18 protein-coding genes are annotated in these 16,285 nt (G+C 39.2%); 9 read left to right on the top strand and 9 right to left on the bottom strand.

What is annotated here, in order from left to right; translation table 11 throughout:
• The first annotated feature begins 34 nt into the window (after positions 1–34).
• The 4 genes from LXL81_RS24200 to LXL81_RS24185 all read left to right on the top strand — a co-directional run bounded on the left by LXL81_RS24200 (position 35) and on the right by LXL81_RS24185 (position 2,819).
• The gene (locus tag LXL81_RS24200) at positions 35–511 is read left to right on the top strand and encodes a GtrA family protein (protein ID WP_234649721.1); all 477 of its coding nucleotides are present in this window, start codon (positions 35–37) and stop codon (positions 509–511) included.
• Between the two features lie 242 nt (positions 512–753).
• Positions 754–1,332 (top strand): hypothetical protein, encoded by a 579-nt coding sequence (locus LXL81_RS24195; protein WP_234649719.1) that lies wholly within the window; start codon positions 754–756, stop codon positions 1,330–1,332.
• A 213-nt stretch (positions 1,333–1,545) separates the two neighbouring features.
• On the top strand, positions 1,546–1,950 hold the full coding sequence (locus LXL81_RS24190; RefSeq protein WP_234649717.1) for a hypothetical protein: 405 nt from the start codon (positions 1,546–1,548) through the stop codon (positions 1,948–1,950).
• Positions 1,951–2,411: 461 nt separating this feature from the next.
• Positions 2,412–2,819: a hypothetical protein gene (locus tag LXL81_RS24185; protein ID WP_234649715.1), complete on the top strand. Its 408-nt coding sequence runs from the start codon at positions 2,412–2,414 to the stop codon at positions 2,817–2,819.
• Positions 2,820–2,886: 67 nt separating this feature from the next.
• On the opposite strand, the gene LXL81_RS24180 is transcribed toward LXL81_RS24185, so the two are convergent.
• The 7 genes from LXL81_RS24180 to galE form a co-directional block, all read right to left on the bottom strand.
• Positions 2,887–3,246, bottom strand: coding sequence for an MGMT family protein (locus LXL81_RS24180; protein ID WP_234649714.1), 360 nt, complete (start codon positions 3,244–3,246; stop codon positions 2,887–2,889).
• Entirely contained in the window at positions 3,218–3,799 is a 582-nt protein-coding gene (locus LXL81_RS24175) for a DUF3109 family protein (RefSeq protein ID WP_234649712.1), read from the bottom strand. The genes LXL81_RS24180 and LXL81_RS24175 overlap by 29 nt, the downstream gene beginning before the upstream one ends.
• Before the next feature lie 15 nt (positions 3,800–3,814).
• A complete protein-coding gene (locus LXL81_RS24170) occupies positions 3,815–6,061 on the bottom strand; it encodes a LysM peptidoglycan-binding domain-containing protein (RefSeq protein ID WP_234649709.1) in 2,247 nt (748 codons plus the stop codon).
• Positions 6,062–6,096: 35 nt separating this feature from the next.
• Positions 6,097–6,741 (bottom strand): O-methyltransferase, encoded by a 645-nt coding sequence (locus LXL81_RS24165; RefSeq protein ID WP_234649707.1) that lies wholly within the window; start codon positions 6,739–6,741, stop codon positions 6,097–6,099.
• A 93-nt stretch (positions 6,742–6,834) separates the two neighbouring features.
• Positions 6,835–7,701 carry a glucose-1-phosphate thymidylyltransferase RfbA gene (gene rfbA / locus LXL81_RS24160; RefSeq protein WP_137340402.1) on the bottom strand — a complete coding sequence of 289 codons (867 nt, stop codon included), beginning with the start codon at positions 7,699–7,701 and terminating at the stop codon, positions 6,835–6,837.
• A 70-nt stretch (positions 7,702–7,771) separates the two neighbouring features.
• Positions 7,772–8,827, bottom strand: coding sequence for a dTDP-glucose 4,6-dehydratase (gene rfbB / locus LXL81_RS24155; RefSeq protein ID WP_234649705.1), 1,056 nt, complete (start codon positions 8,825–8,827; stop codon positions 7,772–7,774).
• Positions 8,824–9,843: a UDP-glucose 4-epimerase GalE gene (gene galE, locus LXL81_RS24150; RefSeq protein WP_234649703.1), complete on the bottom strand. Its 1,020-nt coding sequence runs from the start codon at positions 9,841–9,843 to the stop codon at positions 8,824–8,826. Before galE ends, rfbB begins: the two co-directional genes overlap by 4 nt.
• A 213-nt stretch (positions 9,844–10,056) precedes the next feature.
• Between galE and LXL81_RS24145 the strand changes: the two genes are divergently transcribed.
• The gene (locus LXL81_RS24145) at positions 10,057–10,911 is read left to right on the top strand and encodes a transglutaminase-like domain-containing protein (protein ID WP_234649701.1); all 855 of its coding nucleotides are present in this window, start codon (positions 10,057–10,059) and stop codon (positions 10,909–10,911) included.
• On the opposite strand, the gene LXL81_RS24140 is transcribed toward LXL81_RS24145, so the two are convergent.
• Positions 10,908–11,543: a 4'-phosphopantetheinyl transferase superfamily protein gene (locus LXL81_RS24140; RefSeq protein ID WP_234649699.1), complete on the bottom strand. Its 636-nt coding sequence runs from the start codon at positions 11,541–11,543 to the stop codon at positions 10,908–10,910. The two genes, LXL81_RS24145 and LXL81_RS24140, sit on opposite strands and share 4 nt — an antisense overlap.
• 223 nt (positions 11,544–11,766) lie before the next feature.
• Here LXL81_RS24140 and LXL81_RS24135 point away from each other — a divergent pair, with 223 nt between their 5' ends.
• The 3 genes from LXL81_RS24135 to folB all read left to right on the top strand — a co-directional run bounded on the left by LXL81_RS24135 (position 11,767) and on the right by folB (position 14,163).
• Positions 11,767–12,669, top strand: a complete 903-nt coding sequence (locus LXL81_RS24135; protein WP_234649697.1) for a WD40 repeat domain-containing protein — start codon at positions 11,767–11,769, stop codon at positions 12,667–12,669.
• 102 nt (positions 12,670–12,771) lie between these two features.
• On the top strand, positions 12,772–13,806 hold the full coding sequence (locus LXL81_RS24130; RefSeq protein ID WP_234649695.1) for a DivIVA domain-containing protein: 1,035 nt from the start codon (positions 12,772–12,774) through the stop codon (positions 13,804–13,806).
• A 6-nt stretch (positions 13,807–13,812) separates the two neighbouring features.
• The gene (gene folB / locus LXL81_RS24125) at positions 13,813–14,163 is read left to right on the top strand and encodes a dihydroneopterin aldolase (protein WP_234649693.1); all 351 of its coding nucleotides are present in this window, start codon (positions 13,813–13,815) and stop codon (positions 14,161–14,163) included.
• Positions 14,164–14,315: 152 nt separating this feature from the next.
• On the opposite strand, the gene LXL81_RS24120 is transcribed toward folB, so the two are convergent.
• Positions 14,316–15,533, bottom strand: a complete 1,218-nt coding sequence (locus LXL81_RS24120; RefSeq protein ID WP_234649691.1) for a saccharopine dehydrogenase family protein — start codon at positions 15,531–15,533, stop codon at positions 14,316–14,318.
• A gap of 224 nt (positions 15,534–15,757) precedes the next feature.
• On the opposite strand from LXL81_RS24120, the gene LXL81_RS24115 reads away from it, so the two are divergent.
• On the top strand, positions 15,758–16,246 hold the full coding sequence (locus LXL81_RS24115) for a DUF456 domain-containing protein (RefSeq protein WP_234649689.1): 489 nt from the start codon (positions 15,758–15,760) through the stop codon (positions 16,244–16,246).
• Positions 16,247–16,285: the final 39 nt, after the last annotated feature.

The raw sequence follows: 16,285 nt of genomic DNA, 5'->3' as shown, positions 1-16,285 counted from the left end.
GCGGATCTAAAAGAATAGAATAAAAATACACAACTTGAAAAACGACTTACTAAACCTGCGTGATATCTTTGCTTACTTTCTGGTAGCAGCGGCGGGTGTGCTGATACAGCTTATAATCGGCACTTTAGCGCAGGACTGGTTTGGCATTACTTACGTACAATCTCTGACTGCGGGATATCTCGTTGCCTTTGTTGCCGGCTTTTTTCTGACAAAAATATTTGCCTTCAACACTAAAAGTAAAAGAGAGATGATCAAATTTGCTCTGGTCGCTGCGCTCTCATTTTGCATAACCGTTTATGGTTCCGATGCCTTATTTCAACTTTCTTTAAAACTTGTCGGTCAGTATAAATTTCAAATACCATTTTCTGTAAAATTGGTAGATATTAATCAACTATTTAGTCTCCTGACCTGTACCGGAATTAGTTTTATCAGCAATTACACGCTTCACAAAAAGTTTACTTTCCAGGATACCGGATTCTACGACCGGCTAAAAAGTCTGCTTAGCAAGTAAAAACACTTCAAATTTTTTAAAAACCAGCCGGACAGTTCTGAAATTTTCCGTTAAGAATAATTCTGTACAATCCATTTAAATTATTAGTTGGAATAGGTAATTTTTATCTTGTTTTAATTCTATAATTAATGTAACTTTCTTCCATCAATCGGTGATAAATTACGATGTTTTTTTTAGTAAATATTTGAATTCGAATGAAGAGAATAAGAGAACCTTAGTTAAACAATTTAAACTTCTGGATTATGAAAACAGTATCATTAATGCTCATGGCAGCTTTTATGTGCGCTGCTTGTTACGACACTCCGAAGAAAGATAACCCCGCAAAGGAAATTAATATGGATGCCGAAAAGAAAGCTATAACGGCAACCATTGAAAAAGAAACTGAATCCTTTTTCGCAAGAGACTACGAGGCATGGAAATCAAATTATGCCCAAACCGATTACGCTTTCCAGGCCTGGAGTAACGATGATGGAACTTTTGATTCCAATGTTGGCTGGAATGATATCAATAAACAAATCGGAAAATATATCACTGAAAATCCGGAGCCGGTGTCCAGTCATCCCAAGGTGGAACGGAAAAATATGAAGTACAAGTTCTACGGTGATAATGTAGCCTACCTTACCTGGGACCAGTTCAATAGCGACAAACCTGAAAAGAATTTTCACCACAGTAAGGAAGTAAGGCTGATGGAAAAGATAGACGGACAATGGAAAATAGTCTGCGTTTCTGCTTTCTGGGATTATAAAAACCTCATTCCCGCAAGCCGATTACCTCAAATTCAAAGAATCGCCAACGAAAGCGGAGGTAAAACGAAGATCTGAAATTGTCCGGATTGTTCGGTATCAGAAATTTGTGTTCGCTTATGAACATCTGATATATGGTATGATTTATTGGTTTTTATCTTAATGTGTTGATAGATAGATTATTGTGTTTAGTATGGTGTGAAATGGCACACCGAATTTTATTTGGCACGGACTTTTTTAATAGTTAGATAACCATGTTAAATAAACATTCAAACTTTAATAATAATAGCCATGAAAATCGCAACTATTTCCAAATTTGTTCTATCATTGACATTGTCTCTTTCTCTTGTATCATTTTCTTACGCCAAAGAAAATGAAGGTGAAAAGCTGGATAAAAAAGTTAAAACATCAGCCGTAGCATTCGATGCTTCTTTGTATAAAGTAGCCAATACCAACAAAGTAAAACTGGCCATTGACAGAATTCCCGAAGCCACAGTAAGTGTTGTTCTTAAAAATAGTGAAGGAAGCATTATTTATCAGGAAGCACTGAAAGGTGATAGCCAACCATATCGTCGTGTATTCGATGTGGAAGGAATGGAAGATGGAACATATTATTTTGAATTGTATAATAAAGACCGTAAAATCACTAAAAAGCTTGAAATAGCTACTTCCAATAATAAAGTTGTGGTTTTGTAACAAACATTTTTCAATAAGAGAAAAGCTCTGCCGTAAATGGCGGAGCTTTTTTTGTTATTACAATTTTAAAGATTTGATCAATGCATTTAGTGTAAACCAATCGTATTGATGGCTAAGTGTTTACATAATTGAAAGTGTATAAAGTAATAATTTCAAGTCGCTCCTGGATACTTATTTCAACGTAATAAATCTTCATGATGCATTTTTGGAAGAAGGAAATATTTACTTGAAACGCACAATATTGATTTATGTGTCCAAAATGTTCAGTATCGGATCTTTTTGTTCACTAATGAACACTTTATTAAGCTTGGTAATAATTCTTTTTAAAATTAAGTGCCTGATAATAAGTTATTTATGTTGATTTTAGTAGTAATTGGCATGCAAAATTTTATTTGGCACGGACTTTTTTGATAGATAGATAACCATGTTAAATAAACATTCAAATTCTAATCATTATAGCCATGAAAATTTCAACAGTTTCCAAATTCGTTTTGTCATTGACATTATCTCTTTCCTTTGTATCTTTTTCGTATGCCAAAGAAAATAAGGCGGAGAAAACTGACAAAAAAGCCAAAGCTTCGGTAGCTACATTTGATGCTTCTTTGTATAAATTGATCAATACCAATAAAGTGAAGTTAGCCATCGACAAAATTCCGGAAGCCTCAGTTAATGTGATTTTGAGAGATAACAAAGGAAATATCGTTTATCAGGAAATATTGAAGAAAAACGATGACCGCCCATACCGCCGTGTTTTTGATGTGGAAGGAATGGAAGACGGAAAGTACCACTTTGAATTGTATAACAAAGACAATAAGATCATCAAAAAATTGGAAATTGAAACCTCAAACAGCAAAGAGGTGGTTTTGTAAAAAGATTTAAGACACAAAAAAAGCTTGGCCACAACAGTCAAGCTTTTTTTGTGTCTTAAATATCGAATCAGGATAACTCTTTTTCCGGATCCCAGAATTTGTTATTCCAATCCTGCACTTTATCATCCTTAATTTCTACGCCTTCGCTTTCGAGTTTTTCCTGCATGGTAGTTGGTGTTTCAAACTGATGTTTTGCACTTAAAACACCATTCCTGTTTACCACGCGGTGGGCCGGAACATTGTGTTGAGTGAAACTATTTCCAAGCGCCCAGCCAACCATTCTCGCGCCTCTTTTAGAGCCTAAATAAGCAGCAATTGCGCCATATGAAGTAACGCGTCCTTTTGGAATTAAACGAACGACATCATAAACATTTCCGAAGAAGTCATTAGTTGCCGGACTATATTTTTCTTCCTTCTTTGCGCTCATCAATTTCCTGCGTTAGTTCCTTATACCATTTTGGGCCGTAGGCACGAATTAATGGTTCTTTCAAAAACTGATAAAGCGGAACGCCAAGTTGTTGTCCGAAACTGCACGCCGGACTGCAAATTTCCCAGCGATCGTAATTGAGCGCATGGTATTGCTCGTATTTGGTAACGCGGATAGGATACAAGTGGCAGGAAATCGGTTTTTTATAATCTATTTTGCCGTCGTTATATGCCTGCTCAATTCCGCATTTTAATATTTTTCTTTCGTCATAAATTGCATAAGCGCACTCTCTTCCGTTGATGACCGGCGTCACAAAGTCACCATCGTCGTCCGTTGTATAGGTACCCTCGGCAGCGATTACTTTTTTTCCTTCTTCTGTCAAATAGGGTTCCACTATGCTGTATATGCTATCCAGAATAGGTAATTCTTCCGGATCCAGTGGTGCACCGGAATCTCCCTCCACACAGCATGCGCCCATACATTTGTCCAGGTTGCAGACAAAAAGCTGGTCTTCAATATCGTCGCTGATGCAGGTATTGTCAATAAGTATCACTTTATATTTCGTTTATTATTGTTGTGGAATTTTAAGTTTTTGTCCCACTATAACAGTATTTCCTGATAATTTGTTAAGCTTTTGAAGTTCTTCAATACCCACATGATAATTCTGAGAGATACGGAAAAGTGTTTCGCCAGGAGCCACAGTATGTGTTGTCACGCCCGAGCGGGGATATGAACGTTCTTCCGCAACGGCTTTTGTATTTCCCGAAGTTTTGTTTGTTACGCTTTCTGAAACCGTTGCGGCTTCTTTGCCAACAATCAGTTTTTGTCCAACACTCAATTTTACTATATCATTCAAATGATTTATCGCAAGAAGCTCTTTTACAGACAAATTATACATTCTGGAAATGCTGTAAAAAGTTTGTCCAGCCTGCACCGTATGGAAATTTGTTGATTCTTTAACCGCAGTAACCGCAGGTTTCTCCTTTACCGGAGGGAGCGGATTATCAAAGGCCGCTGGCTGTGTATTAGCAGGTGTCCGTGAAGCATTTTCGGATGGTGTTGAGAATGGATTGCTATCCGCTCTTTTCGCAACAGCAACAGGCTTGCCGGCAGGTTTCGCTGCGGGTTTGCTCGGAACCGCTTTTGGTTCAGGAGCCTGTTTGAAAGATCCGTCACCTCCATCCTGTGTGATAATCACAACGCGGTCATTCGTATTGCCTGACGGCGAGGCTGCAACTGTTGGAATTTCGACAGTGGCAGGCGAGGAAACGGTTGGGACAACACCCGGCTCGAACTTTTGATCTTCTTTTGCGATACTGCTCTCGCTTTTATCAACCAAAACAGGCGTGTATTTTTTTCTTCCCGAAGCATTCGTCGGGATATCGTTACCCGATTGTGGCTGCGTTGGCGCAGAAGTGATCATTGGCTCTGTAACTGTTTTGTCACCCGGCTTTGGCGTAATGATCTCGATCGGTGTTTTCTTTGGACGTTTTTTATTTAACCAAACAACCTGTCCCGTTTGAAGTGGATAAGTTTTGCTGATTGTGCGGTTATATTTCAAAAGGTTTACCAAACGCAAACCATATTGCTGAGAAATACTCTGCCATGAATCTCCCGTTTTTGCTGTATGAAATGGCGTAGCCGCTTTTTTATTTTTACGGGCGAGGTAATAAACGTTGCCGGGGATAATCGGCATATCAACCGACATATCATTGTATTTCAAAAATTTGGGTCTTCTCAGATTTCCAGCTTTGGCAATACTTTTTGCGTCGTCACCCGCTTTGGCTTCAATACCAGGCAAGCCGTTTATTTCGTAAAATCCATATCCGTTTTTATCCTTTGATTTTACGTTTGACTTTTTCAAAATAGGGAAACCCGTTTCATCAGCGATCGCGTTAGACACAGATGTTGACGATGAAGCCAATACAGGCTGACTTTGTGCAGGTAGCGACAATTTGGAACGCACTGAAGCAACAAGATTTGAAGGAACCGGCAGTGTAACGAGATATTCTCTGTCAGACGGAATTTTGTCTCCGCTTACCCAGCGGTTATAGCTTTTTAAATCTCTTTCCTGAATGCCCAGTTCGCTGGAAATTTCAGAGAATGTTTTTCCCTTGCCATATTCAGATTCGATAAGAACCATTGAATTAGTTGTGCGATATCTTTCAATGCCAGATTCTAAAGCAATTTTATGTGCAAAAAAGCGAAGCATGTAGCGATCAGTTTTTCCGTTCAGGGTAACTTCCCTGGCATATGCCCAGTTTGCAGGTACCAGTTTTTTTACACCGCCAACACCCTGATAATAAGAATAAAGAGAAGAAACCCAGTTATTCAACTGCGTGTTATTTTTCTTTAAATACCAGGCCGCAGCATGTGTGGAAGAGCTTATATTTTTTCGTTCATCAACATCTTTGTCAATGCGTAAATTTAATTCCTGTGCCGTTTCAGGCTTAAACTGCCAGAAACCAACTGCATTGGAACTGGAAACGACATCCGGCTTGAATGAACTTTCCTGAACGGCCAGATATTTGAAATCAATTGGAACTTCTTCGTCCATCAAGATACTTTCCACAATCGGGAAATATAATATTGCCCGGTCCATCTTTTCTTCCCAGAATTTTTTGTTCGACATCAGGCTTTTGATATCTTCTTCAATCAGGCTTTGCGCACTTCTGTCAAATTTTACCGTAATACCACCAAACATTACACTCGCCGGAATTTCGGGGGAAGTGCTTTGGGCAACAGCGATTTGAAATACAAAAGAGAAGAAAACTAGTGTGGTTATTTTTAAGTATGTGCTGGAAATTTTGTTCATAAATGATGAAAGCTTGGCTTGTTAGATTTTGCGAGTTACAGTTTTTGAAGGATCATGAGTCCGTCACGGATCGGCAGCAGGATATTGGAAACGCGATGATCTTCATGAACCATATTGTTGAAATCCAATAACGCTTGAGTGTCCTTATCTATTTTCTTTAATTCTTTGTCCACTACTTTTCCGCTCCACAATACGTTGTCGGCTAGGATAAAACCTCCCGGCCTGACTTTGTCAATACAAAGGTTAAAATAGTTTATATAATTGATCTTATCCGCATCCATAAACACCAGATCAAAAGTGTCTGTTAAAGTCGGGATGATATCAATCGCATTTCCAATCCGGTAATCGATCTGATTACTGAATTCTGACTGCTCAAAATAACGATGGGTAAGGGTTTCAAGCTCTTCATTTATATCGAGGGTAATAAGTTTCCCCCCGGTTTTCAATCCTTCACACAAGCAGAGCGCTGAATAACCTGTGTAAGTACCGATTTCCAAAATTTTCTCAGGGCAAATCATGCGGGAGATCATCGATAAAAACCGCCCTTGCAGATGCCCGGAAAGCATACGTGGATTGAGTACGTTAGCGTGTGTCTCCCGGTTAAGAGATTTTAGCAACTCGTTTTCATTCTCAGTATGAGTTTCGGAATACACCTCTATTTCTTCCGCCAGAAACTTCATTTGTTGAATGAATTTTAAGGATTATAATCAAAAAGCAGCTGTTATTGAATTATTTACTCTGGATAATCCCCTAACAACTGCTTTTTTCAATAATTAAACATTGGCCACAAGGCCCAATAAATATTTACCGTAACCGCTTTTTACCAACGGTTTGGCAATTTCGCGTAATTGTTCAGCGGTAATAAAGCCCATACGATAGGCAATTTCTTCAATGCATCCCACTTTCAAACCCTGACGTTCTTCAATAACCTGAACAAACTGTCCGGCTTGCATTAAAGACTGGAAGGTACCCGTATCCAGCCAGGCTGTTCCTCTGTTCAGAACACCCACTTTCAACTGATTTTTTTCAAGATAAACCCGGTTTACATCTGTAATTTCCAATTCTCCACGTGGGGAAGGGGGGATGCTTTTTGCAATTTCAACAACCTGGTTATCGTAAAAATACAAACCAGGAACTGCATAATTTGACTTAGGTTTTTCCGGTTTTTCTTCAATAGATAAGGCATTGAAATCCTTATCAAATTCAACAACACCGTAACGTTCAGGATCCTGAACCTGATAAGCGAAAATAACGCCACCCTCAGGATCATTATTGGATTGTAACAATTGAGAAAGTCCTGATCCGTAGAAAATATTATCTCCCAGAATAAGTGCTACTTTTTCTTTTCCGATAAATTCTTCACCAATTATAAATGCCTGCGCAAGTCCATCCGGGCTAGGCTGTACGGCATAAGAAATGGAACATCCCAAACGGCTTCCGTCACCCAGCAATTTCTCAAAATGAGGTAAGTCATGTGGTGTAGAAATGATCAGGATCTCTTTAATCCCGGCCAGCATTAAAATCGATAACGGATAATAAATCATTGGTTTGTCATAAACAGGCATAAGCTGCTTACTCACCGCCAATGTAAGTGGATGAAGTCTTGTACCGGATCCACCAGCTAAAATAATTCCTTTCATTTTGACTCTTTCAATGGTTTTATAGTTGTTGTTTTATCAATTGTCCACAGACAACCGGCAAACATACGAACTATCTGGTGGAGTACATTCCGTCGTAATATTTTTGGTATTCGCCTGAGGTAACATTGTTTAACCATTCCTGATTATCCAGATACCAGGTCACAGTTCTTTCCAGACCTTCTTCAAACTGAAGAGATGGTTTCCAGCCAAGTTCCTCCGAAAGTTTCGTAGCATCGATTGCATAACGAAGGTCATGTCCGGCACGGTCGGTAACGTAAGTGATCAATTTTTCAGTTTCACCTTCTTCACGCCCCAGTTTTTTATCCATTACACGGCATAATAAAAGAACCAGGTCAAGGTTTTTCCACTCGTTATGTCCGCCGATGTTATAAGTTTCGCCATTTTTTCCTTTGTGGAAAATGGTATCGATCGCAATAGCGTGATCTTCAACAAAAAGCCAGTCACGAACATTTTCGCCTTTTCCATAAACAGGAAGCGGTTTATTTTGAATAATGTTGTGGATCATCAACGGAATCAGTTTTTCCGGGAAATGATTTGGGCCGTAGTTATTTGAACAGTTTGAAATTACAACCGGAAGATTATAGGTATTCTGGTATGCTCTCACAAAGTGATCAGAAGATGCTTTTGAAGCAGAATATGGCGAACGTGGATCGTAGCTGGTAGTTTCAGTAAAGAAAGTACCCGGATCGTGCAATTCACCATAAACTTCATCCGTCGAAACGTGATAAAATCTATGATCAGCCAGATTTTCTTTCCATGCTTTTTTCGCCGCGTTAAGCAAATTCACAGTTCCAACCACATTGGTCATCACAAATGACATCGGATCAGAGATCGAACGGTCAACGTGACTTTCTGCGGCAAGATGAATAATTCCGTGAAAATCTGTTTCAGAGATTAATTTGTCAATAAATTCGGCATCAATGATATCACCTTTTACGAAAGTGTAATTCGGCGCATTTTCAATATCACGAAGATTTTCAAGATTTCCTGCATAAGTCAGGGCATCCAGATTATAGATATGATATTCAGGATGGTGTAATACAAAACGGCGAACGACGTGCGAACCAATGAAGCCGGCGCCTCCGGTAATTAATATCTTTTTCATTTTTTTGGTGTAATTTTTAGTTGCCAGTTCCATGCATCAAGAAGTGCATCTGCCATTGTTTTTTCAGCAGTCCATTTCATGACAGAATTTACTTTGTCTGATTGTGCATATATTTTTTCTACATCGCCTTCTCTGCGTGGACCGATAGAATAATTCAGTTTTTCGCCGCTTACTTTTTCAAATGTATTGATAAGTTCTAAAACGGTGTAACCTTGTCCCGTTCCTACATTGAAAACATCGTAATAATTTTTATCAGTCTGTTCATCAAGTAATTGAAGAGCTTTTAAATGCGCTTTTGCCAAATCTACGACGTGGATAAAATCGCGTACGCAAGTTCCGTCCGGTGTATCATAATCACTTCCAAAAACCGTCAGTGATTTGCGAAGTCCGGCAGCTGTTTGTGTAATAAAAGGCACCAGATTGCTTGGAACGCCATTTGGCAATTCACCAATCAAAGAAGTTTCATGTGCCCCGATCGGGTTAAAATATCGCAAGGAAAGTGCCTTTACGCCAGGTCCCGAATGCACGTGATCGCGAATGATATCTTCGGCTATTGCTTTGGTATTACCGTATGGCGAATTTGCCGGTTTGCGGGGCGTACTTTCTGTTACAGGAAGCGCATCTGGCTGGCCATAAACGGTACAGGAAGAAGAGAAAACAAATTTGTCAACGTTGAATTCCTTCATTACCTTTAATAAGACAAGCAGGGAAATGATATTATTTTCGTAATAATTCAACGGTTTTTCAACTGATTCTCCCACTGCTTTGTAAGCTGCGAAGTGAATTACACCGTCAAATTTTTCTTTTTCAAATACAGCTCTTACTTTTTCAATATCATTACAGTCAATTTCATAAAAGGGGAAATCTTTGCCCGTAATGCCTTTAATTCCGTTGAGTACATCGCGATTTGAATTATAGAGATTGTCAAGAATAACAGGCTCAAAACCGGCTTCATGAAGTTCAACAACGGTATGTGAACCAATAAAGCCCGCTCCGCCGGTAACAAGAATTTTCATAGGAATGATCTTAAAAGAGATTGGTGGTAAGTGTGAAAATTGTGTCTAAAAGTTTCATTCTGAACTTCCAAAACTGAATTTTGAAGTATTATAGTGTGTGAAACATCTCTTCAAAATACAATTTTTTTCCGGGCAAAAGTAGAAAATTTGACGTCCATAAAAAAAAAATGTTTTTATTTATCCGTTGGTTGTTAAAAGCAGATTCCACATAAAATGAACAAGAGAGAAATAAAAGCGCTGATATCTTTACTTGATGACGAAGATCATGAAGTAACACAGCACGTTGAGGGGAAGATCTTATCATTAGGAGGAAATGTAATTCCGTTTCTGGAAACAGAGTGGGAAGAAAGCTTCAACCCGAATCTTCAGCGTAAAATTGAAGAACTGATTCATGAGCTGCAACTGAGTATCATGAATGAACGATTGCAGTCGTGGAAAAACGGCGGCGGTCTGGATTTAATGGAAGGCATGTGGATTTTATCGACCTACCACTATCCTGAACTTTCACTTGATAATCTTAAAACGATTGTTGAACAGCTTTACTATGATATCTGGATTCAGTTTCAGGAAGAAATGAATCCGATTGATCAGATTAAGCGTATCAACAGTATATTTTTTGGGACCATGAACTTCGCTGCGAATACGAAAAGTTTCCATTCGCCGTCGAATTCAATGATTAATGTGGTATTGGAAAACCGCAGGGGCAATCCTATTACTTTGTGCGTGATTTATTTGCTGATTGCTCGCAAACTTGGCTTGCCGGTATATGGGGTCAATCTTCCAAACTTGTTTGTTTTGACATATAAGAGCCATAATACGCAATTTTATATCAATGTATTCAATCGCGGGATTATCTTTTCCAAAACCGATATTGATCATTACATCGCCCAGCTGAACATCAAACCAAAGGATATTTTTTATAATCCCTGCACAAATCTCGAAATCATTCAGCGGGTTTTGCGTAATCTTATTTTGTCTTACGAAAAAACAGGCGAGCAGGAAAAGATCAAGGAAATTGAAAATATACTGAAATCAACTTTGGAGAGTTTTGGTGACGATAGTGTTTAAACTGAAACAGCCAGACAGTAATCTTCAAACCAGCGGACGTGGATTCTGGAGTGAACTTTAAGGTCTTCGTCATCGTCGGATAAAATACCTTCTACAATTGGTTGTGACTTATCGAACGGTTGGATATAGATCGAGTTTTTAAAACTGATTTTCTTTTTCCCGTATAACTTGTAAATCGCTTCCTTTGCGCACCAGTACATGCAAAGTTTTGCAAGGTGATTATTGGCATGTTCAAATTCAGGAGAAGACAGAAATTTTCCGGATGTTCGCTGAAGTTTCAGGTCGATTTTTTCCATATCAATTCCAACGGGTGCGGATGCATTGATCACCGCGGCCACATAGTCAAAAGTATGTGTTATGGAAATGTGCGATGCGTTGTTAACCAGAAATGCTTTGCCATGTTCGTCCTTATGCGTTCCTTCATAGTTGAATCCGAATTTTTCAACCAGAATTTTAATGAGGATACGGCTCGCCAGCCATTCGCGTTTTTTTTGCGGATGCGAAATTGTTTCCAGGTCGTCCAGATTATACAAAGAGCCAAGGCTTTCGTGTAATTCAGTTTCAGTTTCTGTCAGTTTCCAGAGTAATAAGGTACTGGACTCTTCAATCTTTTCGGAATGAACGAGCGGCATATTGTTTATGTTTAAAATGAGCTTTTGGCTAATAGCGATTAGCTTTTAGTGCGGCTCGATCTATTGTAATCGATAAGGTAACTATTTTTGTTTGCCTGGTTTTTCAAATTAACATCTTAAATTTCATGTTAATTGACAAAGACAACGTACTGTTTTTATTACTATTTAATGCTTCCGGCCGATAGCTAATCCCTAATTGCTAGACGCTAACAGCTTCTCAACAATGATAATTCGCAAAGTAGACACTTTTTCCGGTCATCGCGACAGCGTTTATACAATTATTTCAGATAACACGGATCATGGATTTTACTCCGCCGGTGGCGACGGGTTTGTAATACAGTGGGATTTAAAAAAACCGGATTTGGGAAAACTGGTTGCGAAAGCAGGTGTTTCAGTGTATTCCCTTTGTCTGGATACTACGAATGATTTTCTTTGGATCGGTCAGAATTTTGAAGGAATTCAGGTGCTTGATATTGTTAATAATAAAATTGAATATGCATCAAAAGTGACGGCTTCGGCGATTTTTGATATAAAAATCTGGAACAATAAAGCTTTGCTTGCCTTAGGTGATGGTGTAATTGCAGTGATGGATGTGCCCTCGCTTTCGGTACAAAAACATATCAAAGTTTCAGGCAATAGTGTTAGGTCTATTTCTGTAAATCCATCTACCGGAGAATTCGCTGTTGGAGATAGTGAATGGAACGTTCACATTTTTGATTTTGACGGATTCAAATTAAAAAAAACAATTTCTGCACACACTAATTCAGTTTTTTCCGTTCAATACTCTCCGGATGGCAATTTTCTTTTCACAACCGGAAGAGATGCGCACATCAAAATCTGGGATGTTCGGAACGATTACGAGGCTGTAAAAGATGTTGCTGCGCATATGTATGCGGTCAATAATATAGTTTTTAGTCCGGATGGAAAACACTTTGCAACGTGCAGCATGGATAAATCCATCAAGTTATGGGATGCGGAAACATTCAGGCTGAAAAAGATCATTGACCGTTCTCGTCTGGCCGGACATGCTACTTCGGTGAATAAATTAATCTGGACAAACTTTGAAAATCAGTTGGTATCATGCAGCGATGATCGTATGATTTCGGTTTGGGAAGTGGCCATTTAATATGGTTAAAAAGTGTAATTCAGTCAAATACTTTGAAATGTTGGTCATATGTCTTTATCTTAGACGACCGTTACGAATTAAATTAAAAAGCATATATCCATCATGAAAATTTCCGCAATAGACATACGTAAACATACGTTTGAAAAGATTTTCAGAGGTTACAATCCCGACGAAGTTGATGCATTTCTTAACTCTTTGTCGCAGGAATGGGAGCGCTTTTCGAGTGAAAACAGCATGTTAAAAATGCAGTTGGATTATGCAGAAAAAGAACTTAGCAAATTAAAAGATATAGAATCTACACTTTTTCGTACGCTTAAATCTGCGGAAGATGTTAGTAGACAAATTGAAAAAGAGGCGATTGAATCTGCGGATAAACGCATAGGTGAATCAAAAGAGCAGGCTAACAACCTGATCGAGGAAGCCGAGAAAAGAACAAATCAGATTATTCTTGAAACTGAAAATCGCCTGAAGAAATTCAAAGAGGATTTTGCAATTGAAGTGAAAAATCAGGAGCGCGATTTTCGTGCGATTGAAAATTTCAGGGACAATCTCGTTGTGCAGCTTTCTTCTCTTGCCAACAATACGATTGAAACTGTTGAAAGATTTGAAAGTAAATATGATAAGGAATCCGTATTGAACAGGATGGAGGAAATCAAACAGCATGTTGCTGAAATTGAAATTCCAAAAAAACTTGTATTTCCAGTTGAGGTTGAAAAATCAGAGACAGAGGTTGCAGAAGCAGCTGTCGTTTTAAAAGATGAGTCTCCTGAAGTTGCATTTGAAATAGTTTCGACCCCGGAAGCTTCTGATGAGCCATTTTTGGTAGAGGAGGAGATCATTGAAGAGGAACCAGTAACGGTTTTGGAACAGGAACAGGTTGTTGCCGTTATTGAAGAAATAGAGGAAATTCCGGTTCCGACGGTAAGAGAGGAAGATTTAAGTGTAGCCGATGCAGCGACAGAAGCGTTGGCAGAACTTAGAAAATCTCGTGAAACGCGGGAAACGGAACAACGTGAAACGCGCGAAACGACGCAACGTGAACCGGCACAACGTGAAGCGGTTAACACATTCAGAGAAAAACCTCAGGAACCCGTTTTGCCAAAAAGCACTGGCGGATCATTCTTTGACCAAATATAATTTACATTGGGTACGATCGCATTAGAAGGCCTGGAGTTTTTTGCCTATCATGGCTACTACCCGGAAGAACAAAGAATTGGTAACAAGTACGCGCTGGATATCACAATTGACACTGATTTCATAGAAGCGGCTGTCAAAGACAAATTAAGTGCTACGGTCAATTATGAAACACTTTACCAGATTGCCGCAAATGTGATGCAGGAACCTGCCAAATTACTGGAGCATATCGGTTTTAAAGTAATCGCCAGTGTAAGAGAACATTATCCTGATGTACAGAAAGTAACTGTCAGGGTTTCCAAATTTAATCCACCCATTGGCGGGGTTTGTACGCGGGCGACGATTATGATGGAAGGATGATCTTTTTTAATTGTTAATGATTAATTGTTAAGGGTTAATGATTTGAGCTTGAAATTGATAGATTATTAAAGAGTTTTTATAATAGAAAAGCCAACTTTTAGAGTTGGCTTTTCTGGTTTTAGAGTATTTTGCGCTTTAAAATTTATTTTTTATCAGGCAGGATATTCGTGGGGAAGCGGAATATTAATTCTTTCGTTCCATGGCAAGCCTTGTGTATTCAGATGTGCCATAAACGGATCAGGGTTTAGCTCTTCGCAGTTCCATACACCTGGTTTCATCCACTCTTCATTTGTCAGCATAAGCATTGCGCCAATCATGGCCGGAACACCGGTTGTGTAACTAACTGCCTGTGCATGAACTTCTTTGTAACATTCAGCGTGATCACAGTTGTTCCAAACGTAGTATGTAGCTTCTTCGCCATCTTTTGTTCCTTTGATCTGGCAGCCGATTGAAGTTTGTCCTGAATAATTTTCTCCCAATGAATCAGGAGCAGGAAGAACCGCTTTCAGGAATTCAAGCGGAACGATATCCATTCCATTGAATTTAATAGGTTTGATACTGGTCATTCCAACATTTTCAAGCACATTTAAGTGTGTAATGTAAGCCTGTCCGAATGTCATCCAGAAACGTGCACGTTTCAAGGTAGGGAAGTTTTTTACCAGAGATTCAAGTTCTTCGTGGTAAAGCACATAACTTTCTTTTGGCCCGATTCCAGGATATTCAATAGGTTTATGAACCGACATGGCTTCTATTTCAACCCATTCTCCATTTTCCCAATACCGACCTGGCTGGGTAATTTCACGAATGTTGATTTCAGGATTGAAATTAGTTGCAAATGCTTTTCCATGGTCACCGGCATTACAGTCGATGATATCCAGATAATGCATTTCGTCGAAATAATGTTTGTTGGCATAAGAGGTGAAAACCTGCGTCACACCCGGATCGAAACCGCATCCCAGCAAAGCCATTAAACCAGCTTCTTTGAAACGTTGCTGATATGCCCATTGCCAGCTATATTCAAATTTGGCAACATCTTTTGGTTCATAATTTGCCGTATCCAGATAATGAACGCCAGTCGCCAGACAAGCTTCCATGATCGTCAGATCCTGGTATGGAAGTGCAACGTTGATCAGCAATTTTGGCTGGAAGCGCTTGATCAGCATCACAGTTTCTGCAACGATGTCAGCATCAACCTGAGCTGTTTCGATATCAATTCCATGCATTTCCTTAATTTCACCTGCAATTTTATCGCATTTTGACTTTGTACGACTTGCAAGCATAATGCTCGTAAATACATGGCTGTTCAGTGCACATTTATGCGCCACCACACTTCCGACGCCGCCGGCACCTATAATAAGAACTTTGGACATTTGTTTTTTTAATGAATAACTGAGTGAATGATTGAATGAGCGATGCGTTTACCGGCTTCATGAATTAAATAGAATGCCAGGGATCACTTGTTCACAAATTGCAGACGATAAAGTTACAACCAGCTTGCTAAAAGCTCCTTGCTTGTATAATCGCCTTTTCAATTGCAAAGATAGGACGGCCAAAGGTTTTTTTGTTAATTCAGCGTTAATTTAACATTAGCCTCATGGATATTTTGCTTCTCGTTGCTGGTATTGCCTGCTTATTTGCCGGACTTGCCGGCGCCATATTACCGCTACCCGGGCCAGCACTAAGTTTCTTTGGACTTATTTTGTTGCATATGAGCAAATTTGCTGAATTCAGTCAGGCCACACTTTACACACTCGGTTTTATTACCGTCGTCATAGGTGTGCTCGATTATTATATTCCGGTTTGGGGGACAAAAAAATTTGGCGGGACCAGAAACGGGGCGATTGGTGCGACTGTTGGTTTGGTTATCGGTTTCTTTTTTATTCCGGCTATCGGGATTTTCATCGGAACATTTATTGGCGCTTTGCTTGGGGAATTAATCGGAGGGGCGAAAATTAATGCTGCGCTAAAATCTGCTTTGGGTTCATTTGTCGGTTTTCTGACGGGTATTGTTATCCAGGTTTTACTTTGTCTGGTGATGATTGGTTTTGCAGTTTCTGAACTGTGGAAAAATATCGGGCAGTAAAATAATTTGTGATCCTCAGTCACATAGTGAAAAGCGGTC

The sequence above is a fragment of the Dyadobacter sp. CY356 genome, from assembly GCF_021440195.1.
Lineage (GTDB): Bacteria > Bacteroidota > Bacteroidia > Cytophagales > Spirosomataceae > Dyadobacter.
This window is presented reverse-complemented; position numbering and strand designations above follow the sequence as displayed.

Excerpts from the sequence above, each read along its gene's own strand:
- LXL81_RS24195 (WP_234649719.1), top strand. The coding sequence starts at position 754 with ATGAAAACAGTATCATTAATGCTCATGGCAGCTTTTATGTGCGCTGCT.
- LXL81_RS24190 (WP_234649717.1), top strand. The coding sequence starts at position 1,546 with ATGAAAATCGCAACTATTTCCAAATTTGTTCTATCATTGACATTGTCT.
- LXL81_RS24185 (WP_234649715.1), top strand. The coding sequence starts at position 2,412 with ATGAAAATTTCAACAGTTTCCAAATTCGTTTTGTCATTGACATTATCT.
- LXL81_RS24180 (WP_234649714.1), bottom strand. The coding sequence starts at position 3,246 with ATGAGCGCAAAGAAGGAAGAAAAATATAGTCCGGCAACTAATGACTTC.
- LXL81_RS24170 (WP_234649709.1), bottom strand. The coding sequence starts at position 6,061 with ATGAACAAAATTTCCAGCACATACTTAAAAATAACCACACTAGTTTTC.
- LXL81_RS24165 (WP_234649707.1), bottom strand. The coding sequence starts at position 6,741 with ATGAAGTTTCTGGCGGAAGAAATAGAGGTGTATTCCGAAACTCATACT.
- rfbA (WP_137340402.1), bottom strand. The coding sequence starts at position 7,701 with ATGAAAGGAATTATTTTAGCTGGTGGATCCGGTACAAGACTTCATCCA.
- rfbB (WP_234649705.1), bottom strand. The coding sequence starts at position 8,827 with ATGAAAAAGATATTAATTACCGGAGGCGCCGGCTTCATTGGTTCGCAC.
- galE (WP_234649703.1), bottom strand. The coding sequence starts at position 9,843 with ATGAAAATTCTTGTTACCGGCGGAGCGGGCTTTATTGGTTCACATACC.
- LXL81_RS24145 (WP_234649701.1), top strand. The coding sequence starts at position 10,057 with ATGAACAAGAGAGAAATAAAAGCGCTGATATCTTTACTTGATGACGAA.
- LXL81_RS24140 (WP_234649699.1), bottom strand. The coding sequence starts at position 11,543 with ATGCCGCTCGTTCATTCCGAAAAGATTGAAGAGTCCAGTACCTTATTA.
- LXL81_RS24135 (WP_234649697.1), top strand. The coding sequence starts at position 11,767 with ATGATAATTCGCAAAGTAGACACTTTTTCCGGTCATCGCGACAGCGTT.
- LXL81_RS24130 (WP_234649695.1), top strand. The coding sequence starts at position 12,772 with ATGAAAATTTCCGCAATAGACATACGTAAACATACGTTTGAAAAGATT.
- LXL81_RS24120 (WP_234649691.1), bottom strand. The coding sequence starts at position 15,533 with ATGTCCAAAGTTCTTATTATAGGTGCCGGCGGCGTCGGAAGTGTGGTG.
- LXL81_RS24115 (WP_234649689.1), top strand. The coding sequence starts at position 15,758 with ATGGATATTTTGCTTCTCGTTGCTGGTATTGCCTGCTTATTTGCCGGA.